Annotated in this window: 14 protein-coding genes; 5 read left to right on the plus strand and 9 right to left on the minus strand. The window is 43.5% G+C overall.

The window, feature by feature from the left end:
• Positions 1 to 114: 114 nt before the first annotated feature.
• Positions 115 to 1,512 carry a peptide MFS transporter gene (locus ATB74_RS19870; RefSeq protein ID WP_060982205.1) on the minus strand — a complete coding sequence of 466 codons (1,398 nt, stop codon included), beginning with the start codon at positions 1,510 to 1,512 and terminating at the stop codon, positions 115 to 117.
• A 502-nt stretch (positions 1,513 to 2,014) separates the two neighbouring features.
• On the opposite strand from ATB74_RS19870, the gene rfaH reads away from it, so the two are divergent.
• Positions 2,015 to 2,521: a transcription/translation regulatory transformer protein RfaH gene (gene rfaH / locus ATB74_RS19875; RefSeq protein WP_061019532.1), complete on the plus strand. Its 507-nt coding sequence runs from the start codon at positions 2,015 to 2,017 to the stop codon at positions 2,519 to 2,521.
• Between the two features lie 79 nt (positions 2,522 to 2,600).
• Here rfaH and asnB read toward each other — a convergent pair whose 3' ends face one another.
• From asnB to nagA, 4 genes are all read right to left on the minus strand, one after another.
• Positions 2,601 to 4,271 (minus strand): asparagine synthase B, encoded by a 1,671-nt coding sequence (gene asnB, locus ATB74_RS19880; protein WP_017062196.1) that lies wholly within the window; start codon positions 4,269 to 4,271, stop codon positions 2,601 to 2,603.
• A 234-nt stretch (positions 4,272 to 4,505) separates the two neighbouring features.
• Positions 4,506 to 6,092: a cation:proton antiporter family protein gene (locus tag ATB74_RS19885; protein ID WP_061019533.1), complete on the minus strand. Its 1,587-nt coding sequence runs from the start codon at positions 6,090 to 6,092 to the stop codon at positions 4,506 to 4,508.
• Positions 6,093 to 6,176: 84 nt separating this feature from the next.
• Positions 6,177 to 7,391 carry a DNA-binding transcriptional regulator NagC gene (gene nagC, locus ATB74_RS19890; RefSeq protein ID WP_061019534.1) on the minus strand — a complete coding sequence of 405 codons (1,215 nt, stop codon included), beginning with the start codon at positions 7,389 to 7,391 and terminating at the stop codon, positions 6,177 to 6,179.
• A gap of 2 nt (positions 7,392 to 7,393) precedes the next feature.
• Positions 7,394 to 8,530, minus strand: coding sequence for an N-acetylglucosamine-6-phosphate deacetylase (gene nagA / locus ATB74_RS19895; RefSeq protein ID WP_060982209.1), 1,137 nt, complete (start codon positions 8,528 to 8,530; stop codon positions 7,394 to 7,396).
• A gap of 475 nt (positions 8,531 to 9,005) precedes the next feature.
• On the opposite strand from nagA, the gene nagE reads away from it, so the two are divergent.
• Both nagE and glnS read left to right on the plus strand, forming a co-directional pair.
• Positions 9,006 to 10,565, plus strand: a complete 1,560-nt coding sequence (gene nagE / locus ATB74_RS19900; RefSeq protein WP_048612171.1) for an N-acetylglucosamine-specific PTS transporter subunit IIBC — start codon at positions 9,006 to 9,008, stop codon at positions 10,563 to 10,565.
• Between the two features lie 302 nt (positions 10,566 to 10,867).
• Complete coding sequence (glnS, locus tag ATB74_RS19905; protein ID WP_061019535.1) at positions 10,868 to 12,535, plus strand: glutamine--tRNA ligase; 1,668 nt, start codon at positions 10,868 to 10,870, stop codon at positions 12,533 to 12,535.
• Positions 12,536 to 12,685: 150 nt separating this feature from the next.
• Here the strand turns inward: glnS and fcrX are convergent, their stop codons facing one another.
• Positions 12,686 to 13,135, minus strand: a complete 450-nt coding sequence (gene fcrX, locus ATB74_RS19910; RefSeq protein ID WP_048606469.1) for a ferric iron uptake transcriptional regulator FcrX — start codon at positions 13,133 to 13,135, stop codon at positions 12,686 to 12,688.
• Positions 13,136 to 13,342: 207 nt separating this feature from the next.
• On the opposite strand from fcrX, the gene ATB74_RS19915 reads away from it, so the two are divergent.
• Complete coding sequence (locus tag ATB74_RS19915; RefSeq protein ID WP_060982212.1) at positions 13,343 to 13,849, plus strand: DUF4442 domain-containing protein; 507 nt, start codon at positions 13,343 to 13,345, stop codon at positions 13,847 to 13,849.
• 96 nt (positions 13,850 to 13,945) lie between these two features.
• On the opposite strand, the gene fldA is transcribed toward ATB74_RS19915, so the two are convergent.
• The 3 genes from fldA to ATB74_RS19930 all read right to left on the minus strand — a co-directional run bounded on the left by fldA (position 13,946) and on the right by ATB74_RS19930 (position 15,625).
• Positions 13,946 to 14,479 (minus strand): flavodoxin FldA, encoded by a 534-nt coding sequence (gene fldA / locus ATB74_RS19920; protein ID WP_010436745.1) that lies wholly within the window; start codon positions 14,477 to 14,479, stop codon positions 13,946 to 13,948.
• A 58-nt stretch (positions 14,480 to 14,537) separates the two neighbouring features.
• Complete coding sequence (locus ATB74_RS19925; protein WP_009847328.1) at positions 14,538 to 14,756, minus strand: DUF2788 domain-containing protein; 219 nt, start codon at positions 14,754 to 14,756, stop codon at positions 14,538 to 14,540.
• 107 nt (positions 14,757 to 14,863) lie between these two features.
• On the minus strand, positions 14,864 to 15,625 hold the full coding sequence (locus tag ATB74_RS19930) for an alpha/beta fold hydrolase (RefSeq protein WP_061019536.1): 762 nt from the start codon (positions 15,623 to 15,625) through the stop codon (positions 14,864 to 14,866).
• A 93-nt stretch (positions 15,626 to 15,718) separates the two neighbouring features.
• Between ATB74_RS19930 and seqA the strand changes: the two genes are divergently transcribed.
• Positions 15,719 to 16,258 (plus strand): replication initiation negative regulator SeqA, encoded by a 540-nt coding sequence (gene seqA, locus ATB74_RS19935; protein ID WP_017061953.1) that lies wholly within the window; start codon positions 15,719 to 15,721, stop codon positions 16,256 to 16,258.
• Positions 16,259 to 16,260 lie beyond the last annotated feature (2 nt).

The following is a 16,260-nucleotide window of genomic DNA, read 5'->3' on the forward strand; positions in this document are numbered from 1 at the left end:
AGCGTCGATTACGGTTTATCGTTAACAGTAAGGCGTATCATACAAATAACAAAAGGGCTGCTCATTGAGCAGCCCTTTTGACTAGGATATTTCGTGTTGAAACGGCTTTAGAGTTTAAGCAACAGATGTTTCTGTAGCTTGTTCAGTTTTTGGCTCTGCTTCAAGCGTCATATTAGTTTCTACGCCATGCATCCATGACACTAGCTTACCTGCACAAAGAAGCAATAATATGCCACTAACCGTTGCAGTGATTGCAATACCACTGAAGATAGACATTGCACCAAGTTCGCCAACGTGAGAACCAACTAGACCTGCTACGTAGTTTGCAATTGCATTGAAGCCAAACCATGCACCCATCATTAATGATGCTAGGCGAAGCGGAGCTAACTTAGTGACCAACGACAGGCCAATAGGCGATAGACAAAGCTCACCAAGGGTATGGAAGAAGAAAGCACCGACTAGCCATAGCATTGATGTTTTCACTGTTAGGTCGCCGCCTTGCTCCATTACCGCACCCATCATGCACACAAAGCCAAGTGCCAAGAAGAACAATGCCATTGCAAACTTAACAGGAGAGTTTGGTTCACGTTTACCTAGTTTCACCCAGAACGCAGCAATGATTGGAGCAAGTGTAATGATGAAGAATGGGTTCAAAGATTGGAACCAAGCAGCAGGAACTTCAAAGCCACCAATCATACGGTCAGTATATTGTTGAGTATAGATGTTCATTAGGCCGCCAGCTTGTTCAAAGCCCGCCCAGAAAACAATCACGAACAGACCCATGATAAGAATTACTTTTAGTCTGTCGAACTCTTCTTTGGTCAGTGGCGCTTTTTCTTTAGATTTGTTCAGTGCTTTCGCTCGTGCAGCCGCAGGCACAGAACCGATGTTGCCTAACCAAGACTGAGCCATTGTCATTTGCATGATCAAGCTAATAACCATACCAATACCAGCGGCTAGGAAACCAGCCTTCCAACCGAATGAATCAACTGCAGCGCCTGAAATTAAGCCACCCAGTAGTGCACCTAAGTTGATGCCCATGTAGAAAATGGTGAAAGCACCGTCACGGCGGTTATCGCCCTCTTGGTATAGATCGCCAACCATGGTTGAGATGTTTGGCTTAAACATACCGTTACCACTGATTAGCAGTGCTAAACCAAGGTACAGAGCGTTCACTTGGTCTAAACCGATGAAGCCGTTAGGCAGAGCCAGTGTAAATTGGCCAAGTGCCATTAATACACCGCCAATCAGAATTGATTTACGCTGTCCTAAGTAGTTATCGGCAATCCATCCACCAATTAATGGTGTGATGTAGACTAAGCCGGTGTAAATACCATAGAGATCGAGTGCGTCTTTCGTTGACCAACCAAGTCCACCGTTGAGGGTAGTGTCAGTCAAAAATAAGACAAGGATGGCACGCATCGCATAGTAAGAGAAACGTTCCCATAGCTCTGTGCTAAAAAGTAGAAATAGGCCTCTAGGGTGGCCAAAGATGTTGTGGTTGCTTGGCATAAGTTTTACTAATTTTAGGTATTAAAAGATTTTATAGTCATTCATGTATACACAGTGGGATAAAAGTCTGCAATAGACGTATTTTATGGTCACGATAACTTGGTTTGGTTAAGGTGTTGATATTAAATAACTTTACTTTTAATGTTGCCCATTTTAGGTGTGCTGCAAACTAATTTTCCAGATTTGAGCTGGTTGGTAAACAACCGTTTTAAATGATCTATCAAATAGAAATGTTTAGATGTATTTGTATATTGTATCATTTGGAGTTTAAATGGAATGTCGTTCTAATTTGGGTACGGCATACATATGCTTACAACAATGAGTCTTTTGATCTCTAAATGATCCCTGTACAATGCTTAACCACTTTCGATACCTATAACTTTTGTTGATAAGTTGGTCTGTTACGCATAATTTCTTGTTTATCAGTCTTCATTTTATTAACGGCGATTAAACCGTTTTAGGCTTGTGGTAAAATGTTTAAAAATAGAAAATGGCTAGTAAAATGAAACGTTGGTATTTGCTCTACTGTAAGCGTGGTGATCAAAAACGCGCTCAACAGCACCTAGAAAATCAGGGGGTAGAGTGCTTTTACCCTCAAATAGAAGTCGAAAAGGTGGTTAGAGGGAAAGAAAAGCAGGTCAAAGAACCGCTGTTTCCGTCTTACATCTTTGTTCGCTTTGACTATGAACAAGGTCCTAGCTTCACGACCGTTCGTTCAACACGTGGCGTTGTGGACTTTATTAAGTTCGGTGCTCGGCCGCACGAAGTCCAAGGAGACTTAGTGTTTGAGCTCAAAGAGTTCGAGAAGTGCTGCAGCATAGAAACTGAAGATTGTTGTGTTGAGTTTGAATCTGGGCAGGTAGTTAAGATTCAGAGTGGTCAGTTTGCTGGGGTTGAAGCTATTTTCGATCAGAAAGACGGTGAGGCTCGATCGATTATGCTGGTGAAAATGATCAGCCAAGTGGTTCCAATCAGTATTGAGAACGAAGCACTACAAGCTCGCGCATAACGGCAGTAATAAAAAATAGGCTTAAAACAAAAGGCGCATAACGCGCCTTTTTTAGTCTTTAGGATTTGTTCAAAACGCTCTAAGCGTTGTAAGCATCGTTGTGAACGGCTTGTACTGCACGTCCAGATGGGTCGACACAGTTTTTGAATGACTCATCCCACTCAATCGCTTTCGCTGATGAACAAGCAACTGAAGGACCACCAGGTACACATTCTGCCGCTGATTCTAGAGGGAATAGCTCCTCAAAGATTTCACGGTAAGCATAACCTTCTTTGGTTGTCGGCGTGTTGTAAGGGAAACGGAACTTAGCAGCTTCCATTTGTTGATCCGTTACTTTTGCTTCAGCCGTTGCTTTCAATGTATCAATCCAATCGTAGCCAACACCATCAGAGAACTGCTCTTTTTGACGCCATGCGATTGAATCTGGTAGGTAGTCTTCAAAACACTCACGCAGGATGTGCTTCTCCATCTTACCGTTACCACACATCTTATCTTCAGGGTTCAGACGCATTGCGACATCGATGAACTCTTTATCCAAGAATGGTACACGGCCTTCAACACCCCATGCCGCTAGCGATTTGTTTGCACGAGCACAGTCGAACATGCTTAGAGCAAGCAGCTTACGTACTGTCTCTTCGTGGAACTCTTTCGCGTTTGGCGCTTTATGGAAGTAAAGGTAGCCACCAAAGATTTCATCAGCACCTTCACCAGACAGTACCATTTTGATGCCCATTGCTTTGATCTTACGAGCAAGCAAGTACATTGGCGTTGATGCACGAATCGTTGTTACATCGTAAGTCTCGATATGGTAGATAACATCACGGATGGCATCTAAGCCTTCCTGAATAGTGTAAGTCATCTCGTGGTGAACAGTACCGATCTTGTCTGCAACTTCACGAGCAGCGATAAGATCTGGTGCGCCTTCAAGGCCAACAGCGAATGAGTGCAGTTGTGGCCACCAAGCTTCAGATTGCTCGTCATCTTCGATACGCATCGCAGCAAAGCGTTTAGCAACGGCAGAAGTAATTGATGAATCAAGGCCACCAGATAAAAGTACACCGTAAGGAACGTCAGTCATTAGTTGACGTTTAACAGCTGCTTCTAGCGCCTCAGTCAGTTCTTCTTTGCTTGTGCTGTTACCTTGTACTGCGGCGTACTCGTTCCAATCGCGGATGTAGTAGCGTTGAGGTTCTGCATCTTTCGAAGAGTAGAAGCTACCAGGAGGGAATTCACTGATCGTTTTACATACTTCAACCAATGCTTTCATCTCTGAAGCAACGTAGTAGTTGCCGTGCTCATCGTAACCTTGGTAAAGCGGGATAATACCAATATGGTCGCGGCCCACTAGGTACTCGTCTTTCTCTTCGTCGTATAAAACGAATGCGAAAATACCGTTAAGTTCTTCTAGAAGGTCTGCACCCATCTCTTGGTAAAGCGCTAGGATAACTTCACAGTCAGAATCAGTCTGGAACTGGTACTTATCTTCATAGCGTGCGCGAAGTTCTTTGTGGTTATAAATTTCACCGTTCACTGCAAGAATGTGCTTTTTGTCTTGGCTGTATAGTGGTTGAGCACCACTGTTCAAGCCAACAATAGCAAGACGTTCATGAGCAAGGATTGCTTTTTCACCTGCATAGATACCAGACCAGTCTGGACCACGGTGACGAAGCTTTTTAGACATTTCTAAAGCAATAGGGCGAAGTGCTGCGGCATCACTTTTAATGTCGAGAATGCCAAATACTGAACACATAGAACTTCCTTTTAAATAATTTCCAAATCAACTGCATTCAATTTGCCATTCTGGCTAAAAAAAGCAACCGGATGTGAGCAAAAAAATAATATAAAGGGTGTTCTGTTAGAAAATATCTAATTTTTACGTGATTTTGGTGTGTGGTGTTTAATTGCGGTTGTTTTTTTAAACAAAAACCTCTCAAAAGTGCAAAAAGCAGGCAGTTTTGAGAGGTTGAGTAGAACGCGTCTAATACTAGATTTTATTGATATTTGGGTTTAACTGTTCACAAACGTGACGAGCAAAACCACTACCTGCTTCGCTGTAAATGTTAAATGCTGCATCAACGCCATTCTCTTTCAATGTTTCGAGCTGGTCTGGATATTCCGCGATTGCCGCAATTTGGCCTTTGAAATTACGTGACTTCAGTTGTTCTAAGGCGGTTTGATTACCTTGGTGGTGAGGCATCGCCAAGATTACCAGCTTTACGTTTGCTGTATCTAAGATTCGTTCCCAGAAGTCCGGGTCAGTTGCGTCCCCAGAGATCACGTTTCTTCCATGGCTTCTGTGGTTGTGTGCTGCTTCTTCACGAACTTCAACACCTAAGCTGACTTTACCGTAGCGTGAACGCAATTCATCGTAGGCCCCGGTGCCAATACGTCCCATACCAAGAATAAGTACTTGAGCACGACCTGGATCAATTCGTTTATCGCGTTGATGAAGCTTCTCCGCCGCATGTTCTTTTAACCAACGACCTGATTGTTGATAGAGTTTGTGACCTGCTTTATTGAGAGGTGCAGCGATTAAGAAGGATAGTGAAACTGCAATCGCCACAGCTACCAAAATGTCACCAGACATCCAGCCCATCTTAAAGGCAATGCCGCCGACAATAAGGCCAAATTCACTGTAGTTAAACAGTGATAGAGAGGTGAGAAGGGAAGTTCGAACGCGGAACTTGAATCGGTTGAGCACCAAGAAGTAAAGAACGCCTTTCACCGGCAGTAACAATAAGAACAAGACTGCAAGCATAAAGCCCTGAATAGTTGGCTGTTCTGATAAGCCAATATTCAAGAAGAAGCAGACGAGGAAAAGCTCTTTGAGATTAAACAGAGACTTCGAGAGCTCCGAAGCCTTTGGGTGGCCTGCTAGCAACATACCTAGGATAAGTGCACCTAAGTCTGGTTTTACGCCTACAAACTGGAACAAACCAGCACCAACAACTAGTGCGAAGAAGATGCCGAATAGCACCAACATTTCACCGTGACCAACCCAATCTAGGACTTTGTAGAACAATGGACGAAAGAAGGGTAAAGCGAACAGTGCGATGGCATACCACTCTGGAATTTTTCCTGTTGATGCCGTTAAGAAGATTACGGCAAAGATATCCTGCATTACCAGAATGCCAATCGCTAGGGTGCCATAGGTTGCATTCATTTCTCCTTTCTCTTGCAGAGATTTAACCGCGAATACGGTACTAGAGAATGAAAGGGCAAAGCCGAGTAGAACGATCTGCTCGACTGACATAGCTGCCAGCGATGAAATCCCAAGGAACTTAAAACCAAACAGGGCGACGGCAAAAAACAGAGTTGATAAAAGGTTATGTATTGTCGCACCAGCCCAGATCTCTTTAGAGAGCAGGGTTTTGATGTCTAGCTTCAAGCCAATGGTGAATAGAAGGAGGGTGACACCAAGATCAGCCAAGGTAATGATGGTGTCATTGGTTTCAAAGCCTAGGGCAAAGAGCCCGAAACCTGCGACCAAAAAACCAACTAATGGGGGAAGGTGACACTTTAAAGCAATAAATCCTGCGATAAACGCAGTGGATATTAATATAAGTTCCATAACTTGTTGTTGTAGTTCCCTAGCTTAAAAAAACGGGCCGTGTTCATACAAACACGGCCCGCGGAAAATCAGAATTGTTTTTCTTTAGTCTTCGAGAAGCTTTTGAAGCAACACACCGTTGAGCATAGCGCGCTTGATCATTGCAAAAGCTCCCATCGTAGGATGTTTATCGATCTGTGATGCTACAATAGGCAGGCCGCTATGGAAAGTCGTTAACGACTGATTCTCTACATTGCGCTTAATTGCAGGGAAAACAATCTCTTGTGCCTTGGTAATATCACCGGCAATGATAACTTTCTGAGGGTTAAATAAGTTAATCGTCATCGCGATAGCTTTACCTAACTGGTTTCCTACTCGAACTAAGCTTTGTTTGGCTAGTTCGTCACCATTGATCGCGTGATCACAAACATCTTGAATCGTAATACGTTCAAGTTCAGTTAAAGAAGACTCGTAGCCTTGCTTAATGAGCTTCTGCACTCGCTCAACGATAGCTGGGTTTGCGGCTACCGTTTCAAGACAGCCGAAGTTACCACATTGGCACTGCTCGCCTAGCGGATCAATTTGGATGTGACCAATTTCACCGACGTTACGGTTATGGCCTAAGAAAACCTGACCATTAACGATAATACCTGCACCTGTACCACGGTGAACACTGACCAAAATAGAATCTTGACTGTCTTTACTTGCTCCGAAGTAGTGCTCAGCAAGCGCCATTCCTCGAACATCATTCCCAACAAAACAAGCGACATGGAATGTGTCGCGAATAATGTCGCTTAATGCGAGGTTATCGATGTCTGTGTTTGGCATGTACTCAACGACACCTGTCGTCGGGTTAACCAAGCCTGGAAGAGTGACACCAATGGCAATCAATTGGTCGATCTTTGGTTGATGTTCAGCAATGAAAGCCTTCAAGTTATTGACCAAGCCTTGAGTAAGGTCTGATTGGTCGGAATAATTCAGGTCTTGCTGTTGGAAAGCCAGCTCACGACCACCAAGGTCATGCAGGCTTATTTGAATATAGTCTCGGCCTAAGCGCACAGCGACAGAATGAAAAGGCTCTACTTCTGTGGTCAGGGAGATAGCGCGTCTACCGCCAGTAGACGCTTGCTGCGCGACCTCTTTAATTAGGCCGCGCTCTAAAAGTTGGCGGGTAATTTTTGTAACACTTGCCGGTGCGAGTTGGCTTACATCAGCCACTTGTATACGACTGATAGGCCCTTGTTGGTCTATTAGTCGGTATACCGCCGCACTGTTTAGTTGTTTAACTAAGTCTACGTTACCTATTTGTCCGCCATTCATACTTAATTGTGCTCGTATTGTCCGTTAACAACAGTCGCTTTAACGTTAAAATCTCGGTCAAATACAGCTAGGTTTGCAACCATGCCTTTTTTGATTCGACCTAGCTTGGTTTCTACACCGATAGCCGTAGCTGGGTATAGCGTAGCCATGCGAAGAGCTTCGTCTAAAGCGATACCAGCGTGCTCAACTGTATTCTGAACTGCTTCAATCATAGTCAGAGCCGAGCCGCCCAGTGTGCCGTTTTCATCAACACACTTACCATCTCGGTAATATACTTTCTTACCGACAAAAATAAAGTATTCCATGTCAGCACCTGCAGGAGCTGTGGCATCCGTCACTAATACCAACTTTTCTCCCTTGATTTTATGCGCAATTCTGATGTTTGCGTAATCAACGTGGAAACCGTCGGCAATGATGCCTGCGTAAACTTCTGGTGTGTCGTAAATCGCGCCAACAACACCAGGTTCGCGACCGACCATCGGAGTCATTGCATTGAATAGATGCGTTGCAAACGTGATTCCCGATTCAAAACCTTGACGCGCTTCTGCGTAAGTTGCGTTGGTGTGACCGATAGAGACCACAACACCAGCTTTGTGTAGGCGTTCGATGTGTTCTGGGTCGTTAAGCTCCGGAGCCAATGTTACTTTTGCAACAAGGTCACTGTTGTCACAGATAAGCTCAATCATTTCGTTGTCAGACTTACGAATGTGATCGACGCTGTGAATGCCTTTTTTCGCAACGTTTAGGTACGGGCCTTCAAGGTGCAAACCTAGAGATTGGTTTTGGTATTGGTTGTGGTATTCACGAGCTGCAGTAATAACCGCACGCATATCTTCGTCTGAAGAGGTGATTAGCGTCGGCAAGAAGCTAGTACAGCCAGATTTAAGGTTTGCTTCGTGCATGATCTGCATTGTTTCTGCGGTGATCTCATCATTAAGCATTACACCGCCACAACCATTCAGTTGTAGATCAATGAAACCCGGGCTTAGGTTTGCTCCGTCTAGGTCGCGAACCTCGATTCCTTCTGGCAATTCAGAGATAGGACAGACTTTTTTGATCAGTTCGTTTTCAATTACAACAGCATGATCGGTTAGAACATCACTACCAGTGTAAATTTTACAGTTACTTAGCGCGTACATAGTCAGCTAATCCTTATTTCTTGAGATCTTTTAAATTCGTTCGTTACCTAAATGTGGACTTAGTTTGCGAGCATCATTTACGTAACGATTTATCTTTTATGGGCAAACGGCTCCAAAGTGGGAGTCTATTTAAGTTGTTGAAAAACAAATGAACAATCGATCTTTATTATACATTTAGGTTCATTGTTAATGGTTATTCATACGGCAATACAAGCCCTGAGATACCATCTTTTTGCCTAATGAGTAGATTTGGATTTTATCTATAAATGTTCATTTTTTTGAATGATAAAATAAGTTTTATGATCTCGCTAGCAAAAACCTCTGGATTTGGTGAAAACTGGTGATTACGATCACAAATGGTAAGGTTTTAATTTGCGGAGCAAAATTAATTGAATACACTGAATAGGACTAAATTGAGCGACTAAAATAAGTTTCTCAAACGAATTCTAAAAAATCCTATAGGGGGAAACAACTGGTGAATATTCTAGGATATGCACAGAAGCTTGGTAAGGCGTTAATGCTACCAATCGCAACGCTTCCGATTGCGGCGCTTCTTTTACGTTTAGGTCAAGGCGATCTACTTGATATTCCATTCATGGCGCAAGCTGGTGGTGCTATCTTCGGTAACCTACCATTGCTATTTGGTCTAGGTATCGCGATTGGTCTTTCTAAAGACGGTAACGGCGCAGCAGGTCTTGCTGGTGCAGTTGCTTACTTCGTACTAACAGCGACAGCAACGACTATTAACGCAGACGTTAACATGTCATTCTTCGGCGGTATCTTCGCAGGTATCATCGCAGGTCACTCTTACAACGCTTTCCACGCGACACGCCTTCCAGAGTGGCTGGCTTTCTTCGCGGGTAAACGTTTAGTACCTATCATGGCTGGTCTATTTGCACTTGTTGCAGGTGCTGTGTCTGGTGTGGTTTGGCCTGGTGTTCAATCTGGTCTAGACGCACTTGCTCACGCAGTATCAACGTCTGGCGCTATCGGCCAATTCGTTTACGGTACTCTTAACCGTGCACTTATCCCTGTAGGTCTACACCATGTATTGAACTCATACTTCTGGTTCGGTATGGGTACATGTCAAGAAATCATCGTTGCTGGTCAAGGCGCATTCGCTAACATCACTCAACTTTGTGTTGACCCAGCACTGGCTAAAACTCTAGTTGTTGGCCAAGAGCACACATTCACATTCGCTAACTCTGTAACTCCAGAAATCACTACTGTAGTTAAAGAAGTGACTGAAACTGTTAAATCTGGTGACCTACACCGTTTCTTCGGCGGCGATAAAGGCGCTGGCGTATTCATGAACGGTTTCTTCCCAGTAATGATGTTCGGTCTACCAGGTGCTGCACTTGCAATGTACCTAGCTGCTCCTGCTGAAAAACGTAGCCAAGTTGGTGGCGCACTGTTCTCAGTTGCATTCTGTTCATTCCTAACAGGTATCACAGAGCCGCTAGAATTCATGTTCGTATTCCTAGCTCCTGCTCTATACGCAATGCACGCTGTATTTACAGGTCTGTCTCTAGTAGTTGCTAACATGTTTGGTACTCTGCACGGTTTCGGTTTCTCTGCTGGTCTTATCGACTTCGTATTGAACTGGGGTCTAGCAACTAAACCATTCGTACTACTACTAATCGGTCTTGGCTTCGGTGCTCTATACTTCTTCACTTTCTCTTTCGCAATCCGCGCTTTCAACTTGAAATCGCCAGGTCGTGAAGATGATGACGAAGCTGTTGCAGCTCCTGCTGGCGACGCACCAAAAGGCGACCTTGCACGTCAATACCTGAAAGCTCTAGGTGGTCACGACAACCTAACTTCAATCGACGCTTGTATCACTCGTCTACGTCTAACTCTTAAAGACCGCTCTGTTGCTGATGAAGTTGTTCTTAAGAAACTAGGTGCTAAAGGTGTGGTAAAACTAGGTGAAAACAACCTACAGGTTATCCTAGGCCCACTAGCTGAAATCGTAGCTGGCGAAATGAAAGCTATCGGTGCAGGTGAAGACCTATCTGATGTAAAACTTCCATAGTCAGGGAAGTACTTAACTGAGCTGTAATTAATACTCTCAAGTAAGTGTCAAATTGAAAGCCTCCCACATGGGAGGCTTTTTTGTGCCTACGATCTAAGAGTAACGAACGCGGTTCGTTCTATTCTTCATCGAATAGCAGAAATAATCGCAATTAAGGGACGGTTCTTATTGTGCAAAGGCAAAGAATTGTGGATGATTAGCAACAATGATCTTTCTATCTTTGACCGGTGCTCTAACCGACCGTTTCTTTGAGATGAAAGGTAACTTTCTCTGACAATACTAAATACATAGAGGTGCTATAGATGAGTGAAGCTGAGGCTCGTCCATCGAATTTCATTCGCCAAATTATTGATAAAGATTTAGCGGATGGTACACACAGTAGCGTGCATACTCGTTTCCCGCCGGAGCCAAATGGCTACCTGCATATTGGTCACGCTAAATCTATTTGCTTGAACTTTGGTATTGCTCAGGACTACCAGGGACAATGTAATCTTCGTTTCGATGATACAAACCCTGAAAAAGAAGACGTTGAGTACGTTGAGTCAATTAAGAATGATGTAAGCTGGTTAGGCTTCGAATGGTCTGGTGATATTTGTTACTCATCAAACTACTTCGATACGCTTTACGCTTATGCTGTGGAATTAATTAATAAAGGCTTAGCGTATGTTGACGAGCTAAGTCCTGATCAAATCCGTGAGTACCGTGGCACGCTAAAAGAGCCAGGTAAAGCGAGCCCATACCGTGATCGTAGCCCTGAAGAAAACCTAGCGTTATTTGAAAAAATGCGTGACGGTGGCTTTGAAGAAGGTAAAGCGTGTCTGCGTGCTAAGATCGACATGAGTTCTTCATTCATGGTTATGCGCGATCCTGTTATCTATCGTGTTCGTTTTGCTCACCATCATCAAACTGCTGACAAGTGGTGCATTTACCCAATGTACGACTTTACTCACTGTATCTCTGATGCGCTGGAAGGTATTACGCACTCTATCTGTACGCTTGAATTCCAAGATAACCGTCGTTTGTACGATTGGGTTCTAGATAACATCACGATTGATTGCCAACCTCGTCAGTACGAGTTTAGCCGCCTGAATCTTGAATACACAGTGATGTCTAAGCGTAAGCTGAACCAACTTGTGGTTGAAAACCTAGTTCAAGGTTGGGATGACCCACGTATGCCTACTATTTCTGGCCTGCGTCGTCGTGGTTTTACTTCAAGCTCGATTCGTGAATTCTGTAAGCGTATTGGCGTGACTAAGCAAGAGAACATGATTGAATTCGGTTCACTTGAATCTTGCATCCGTGATGACCTGAACGAAAATGCACCTCGTGCAATGGCTGTTCTGGATCCAATTAAGATCGTTATTGAAAACTACGAAGCCGATGCAGTAGAAACGCTAACTGTTGCAAACCACCCAAACAAGCCAGAAATGGGCACTCGTGAAGTACCATTTACACGTGAAGTTTGGATTGAGCGTGATGACTTCCGTGAAGAAGCAAACAAGAAGTACAAGCGTTTGGTTCTAGGTAAAGAAGTTCGTCTACGTGGCGCTTACGTGATCAAAGCTGAACGTATCGAAAAAGATGCAGAAGGCAACATTACCACTATCTTCTGTTCTTACGATAACGAAACACTGGGTAAGAACCCTGCAGATGGCCGTAAAGTGAAAGGCGTTATCCACTGGGTATCTGCTGATAAAGCGCTACCTGCTGAGATTCGTTTGTACGATCGTCTATTCACAGTGGCAAACCCAGCCGCTGCTGATGACTTCGCTGCAACGCTAAACCCTGAATCACTTGTTACGCTAAATGGTTTTGTTGAACCTAGCCTAGCAGAAGGTGTTGCAGAGCAAGCGTACCAGTTTGAACGTACAGGTTACTTCTGTGTGGATTCGAAAGATTCTAAAGCAGATGCACTAGTCTTCAACCGTACGGTTGGCCTACGTGATACTTGGGGTAAAACTGAAGCTTAATGCTTGAGTACTTAGTTTGTTAAAAGCGACCCAATAAAAAACCGGCTTAGAGCCGGTTTTTTTGTGTCTGAATAATGCGTGGATCTAAAGAACAATCTAGCTGACTTTCAGCCCTATATAAAAAACGCCGGCCTAAGCCAGCGTTCTGTATTACTTTTTCGCTTTATGTGCGTCTGGATTGCCTTTGCAATCTCCGCTAATGCTTTTACCGTATAAGTATAAACTGTGGTTTGTCAGTTGCACGTTGTAACGCTGAGCAATCTCTTTTTGTCTTTCTTCGATGATGTCATCAGAGAATTCGATCACTTCACCACAGTCTAAACACACAAGGTGGTCGTGGTGGTGCTGTGTAGAAAGTTCAAATACAGACTTGCCGCCTTCGAAGTGGTGGCGAGTTACAATACCAGCGTCGTCGAATTGGTTAAGTACTCGATAAACGGTTGCAAGACCGATTTCTTCACCTAGGTCAATCAGCTTCTTATATAAATCTTCAGCACTAATATGTTGGCAGTCTGGCTGTTGTAATACTTCTAAAATTTTGAGCCGTGGAAGGGTCACTTTAAGACCTGCATCTTTTAGCGCTTGATTATTGTCTGACATATACTTTCCTGTTGATGATCTGCAGCAATTAACAGAATTCAATATTAATACCATTATAGTTTAGTCAGACATAACAATAAACCACGAACTTCAAAGGGTTACTTACTGACATCACAATCTGTTTTGTAAATTGGAAGTATCTCACTTATAGTGGAGGTACGACCAGTCAAGGTGACGGTGTTTCTGATATGAACATGGAATGTTGTTATGAATAAGCAACTCGCAAAAATATATAAACCCAACATTGTAAAATTTGCTCTCAATATCTGGCCTCCTTTTTGGGGCTCGGGAATTCGAATAGCCCACATTAGCGCTGACTTTAGGGTTGTTAAGACGGTACTTAAGCTACGTTGGTGGAATAAGAACGCCAATCGTACTCAATATGGCGGTAGTATCTTCTCTCTTACTGATCCCGTTTACTCTTTGATGTTAATGGGAATTTTAGGGGAGCGGTATTATGTTTGGGATAAAGAGGCGAGTATTAACTTTATCAAGCCGGGCCAATCCGACTTGTATGCAGATTTTGAGATAAGCCAGGGGCAACTTGATGATATTTATCGTCAGACGCAGCTTGGTGAAAAGTGTTTCCCTGAGTTTATTATCCACGTGAAAGATAAGCAGGGGAATGTGGTTTCAGAAATTCAGCGTACCCTCTATGTAAGAAAGAAGCCGCAATTTAGAGATGATGACGAAGCATTAGAAGCTGAGTGTTAATGAATAGATTTTAAATAGCAAAAAACCTCCGATAAGGAGGTTTTTTCATATTTATATAATGGTTATTAATTGTAACAATTAACAACCACCAGAGAATTAGTCTTCTAGCTCTGCTAGGCACATTTCTTCATGGATTTGTTTAACCCAATTAGATACGCGCTCATCAGTTAGCTCAGGTTGACGGTCTTCGTCGATACATAGACCAACAAATTGGCTGTCATCACCTTCAACTAAGCCTTTCGATGCTTCGAATTCGTAGCCTTCAGTTGATGTGTGACCTAGGATAGTACCGCCTTTCGCTTCAACGATGTCACGGATAGTACCCATAGCATCACAGAAGTATTCTGCGTAATCTTCTTGGTCGCCACAACCAAAGATTGCAACAAGCTTAGTTGAGAAATCAATAGCTTCTAGCTCTGGGAAAAAGTCATCCCAATCACATTGTGCTTCGCCGTAGTACCACGTAGGGATACCAAGCAGCAGTAGATCGAAGTTATCGATATCTTCTTTGCTGCTTTTTGCAATGTCTTGAACGTGAACGAGCTGTTTGCTCAATTGCTTTTGAATCATCTTAGCAACAGCTTCAGTGTTACCTGTATCGCTACCAAAGAAGAGACCTACACTTGCCATAGAATCATTACCTTTCATTTTGTCTGTTGTCGGTGTAATAAAGTTCGGAAGAGAATCGTTAGATCCCAGTTCCTTCCCAGCTTAGTTGGATTATCCCTTTGGCGATAAAACCCGCACAGCCAAGGAAAAGTACTAACCACACAATGCGACGACCAAATGCAGGAACATTTCCCTGCTTGAGAACGTCCTTAATTGCCATACCGATTAAAAAGAAAATCGCGGCAAACAGGAGATCTAAACCAACAGATTCGATGATGTTCATGTAGTCGTAAAGCATGGGAACCTTATATACCAATTTTGCTTGGGCGCACTATATCACTGTTGTGAGATAAAGTTAATCTGCAGTAATTACACAGCTCTCATTTATCTGCACGAAAAGAGTCGCTAAGCGATGAATTTTCTAATTGCTCTAAGCACTTCTGCTGGTTTTTCAGCATGCAGCCAGTGACCCGTATTGGCAATGACATGTGCCTTTGCGTTAGAAAATTGCTGCTGAACGGCCGTTTGATGTTCAGCTGTGAGGTAATCTGAGTCACCACCCTTTATTAGCAAGGTTTTGACCGAGGTTTTATCAATCGGTTCCCAACCAATAATTTGTGGGTAGTTGTTGAATAGCGAGGCAACGTTGAAACGCCATTCCATGATGCCTTGTTCTGATTTGAACAAAGATTTAGTTAAGAACTGGCGAACGCCATCAATCTCGATGTGTCTTGCGAGGATCTTGAGCGCATCTGTGCGTGAGGTTGGCTTTTCTTCAATCACGGCTTGTAGGCCTGCGAATACGTTGTCGTGTCGGCTTTGAGTGTACGCGACCGGCGCCATATCCAAGACAATCAATTTGTGCAGCGCAAGATGTTGTGTTAGTGCCATCGCAACTTTGCCACCCATAGAGTGACCAATCACGGTGACATCTTCTAAATCAAGATCATTCAGCAGTTGAGCTACATCTTGTGCCATTGCTTGATAATTATGAGAGTCGCAATGGAAGGATTGACCGTGGTTGCGTAGATCGATACTCAGCACTTTATGATCGGCTTTTAGATCCCTAGCGAGTAAGCCAAGGTTGTCCAGATTACCGAATAATCCATGGATCAAAACAATGGTGTGACCCTCACCTTCAATTTTATAGTTGAGCTGTACTGACATTTTTATCTTATTCATGGTGGGTTTGACGTAGAGTATCCGCGCGGATCTCGCTATAATCCCCCAGAGTTTAAACATTGAGATTGTGAAAAGCGAATGAAAACAATTGAGGTTGATGAGGACCTATACCGTTTTATTGCGGGTCAGACAGAACGTATTGGCGAAAGCGCTTCAGATATTCTGCGCCGCTTGTTACAGGTTGATAGCCAAGGTATGGCTCCGATCGAAGAGATCGTTGAGCCTAAAGGTATCGTTGTTAGCAAAGAGGTAGGCTTTACTCCAGAGAAGTTCGATGGCGTTAAAGAAATGCGCTCACTACTAATATCAGATGAGTTTGCATCACTAAAGAAAGCCATTGATCGCTTCATGCTTGTGTTATCAACACTGCATAAAATCGACCCTTTAAGCTTTTCAGAAGCAACTCAAGTAAAAGGCCGTAAGCGCGTTTACTTTGCAGACAATGAGGCTACGTTGCTAGCAAACGGCAACACGACTAAGCCTAAAGCTATTCCACAAAGTCCTTTTTGGGTTATTACTAATAACAATACAAGCCGAAAAAGACAGATGGTTGAGCAGCTTATGAGCCGCATGAATTTCCAAGCAGAATTGATAGAAAAAGTAACAGGTTCAATTTAACG

Origin of the sequence: Vibrio splendidus (genome assembly GCF_001557875.1) — a bacterium.
GTDB lineage: Bacteria > Pseudomonadota > Gammaproteobacteria > Enterobacterales > Vibrionaceae > Vibrio > Vibrio splendidus_F.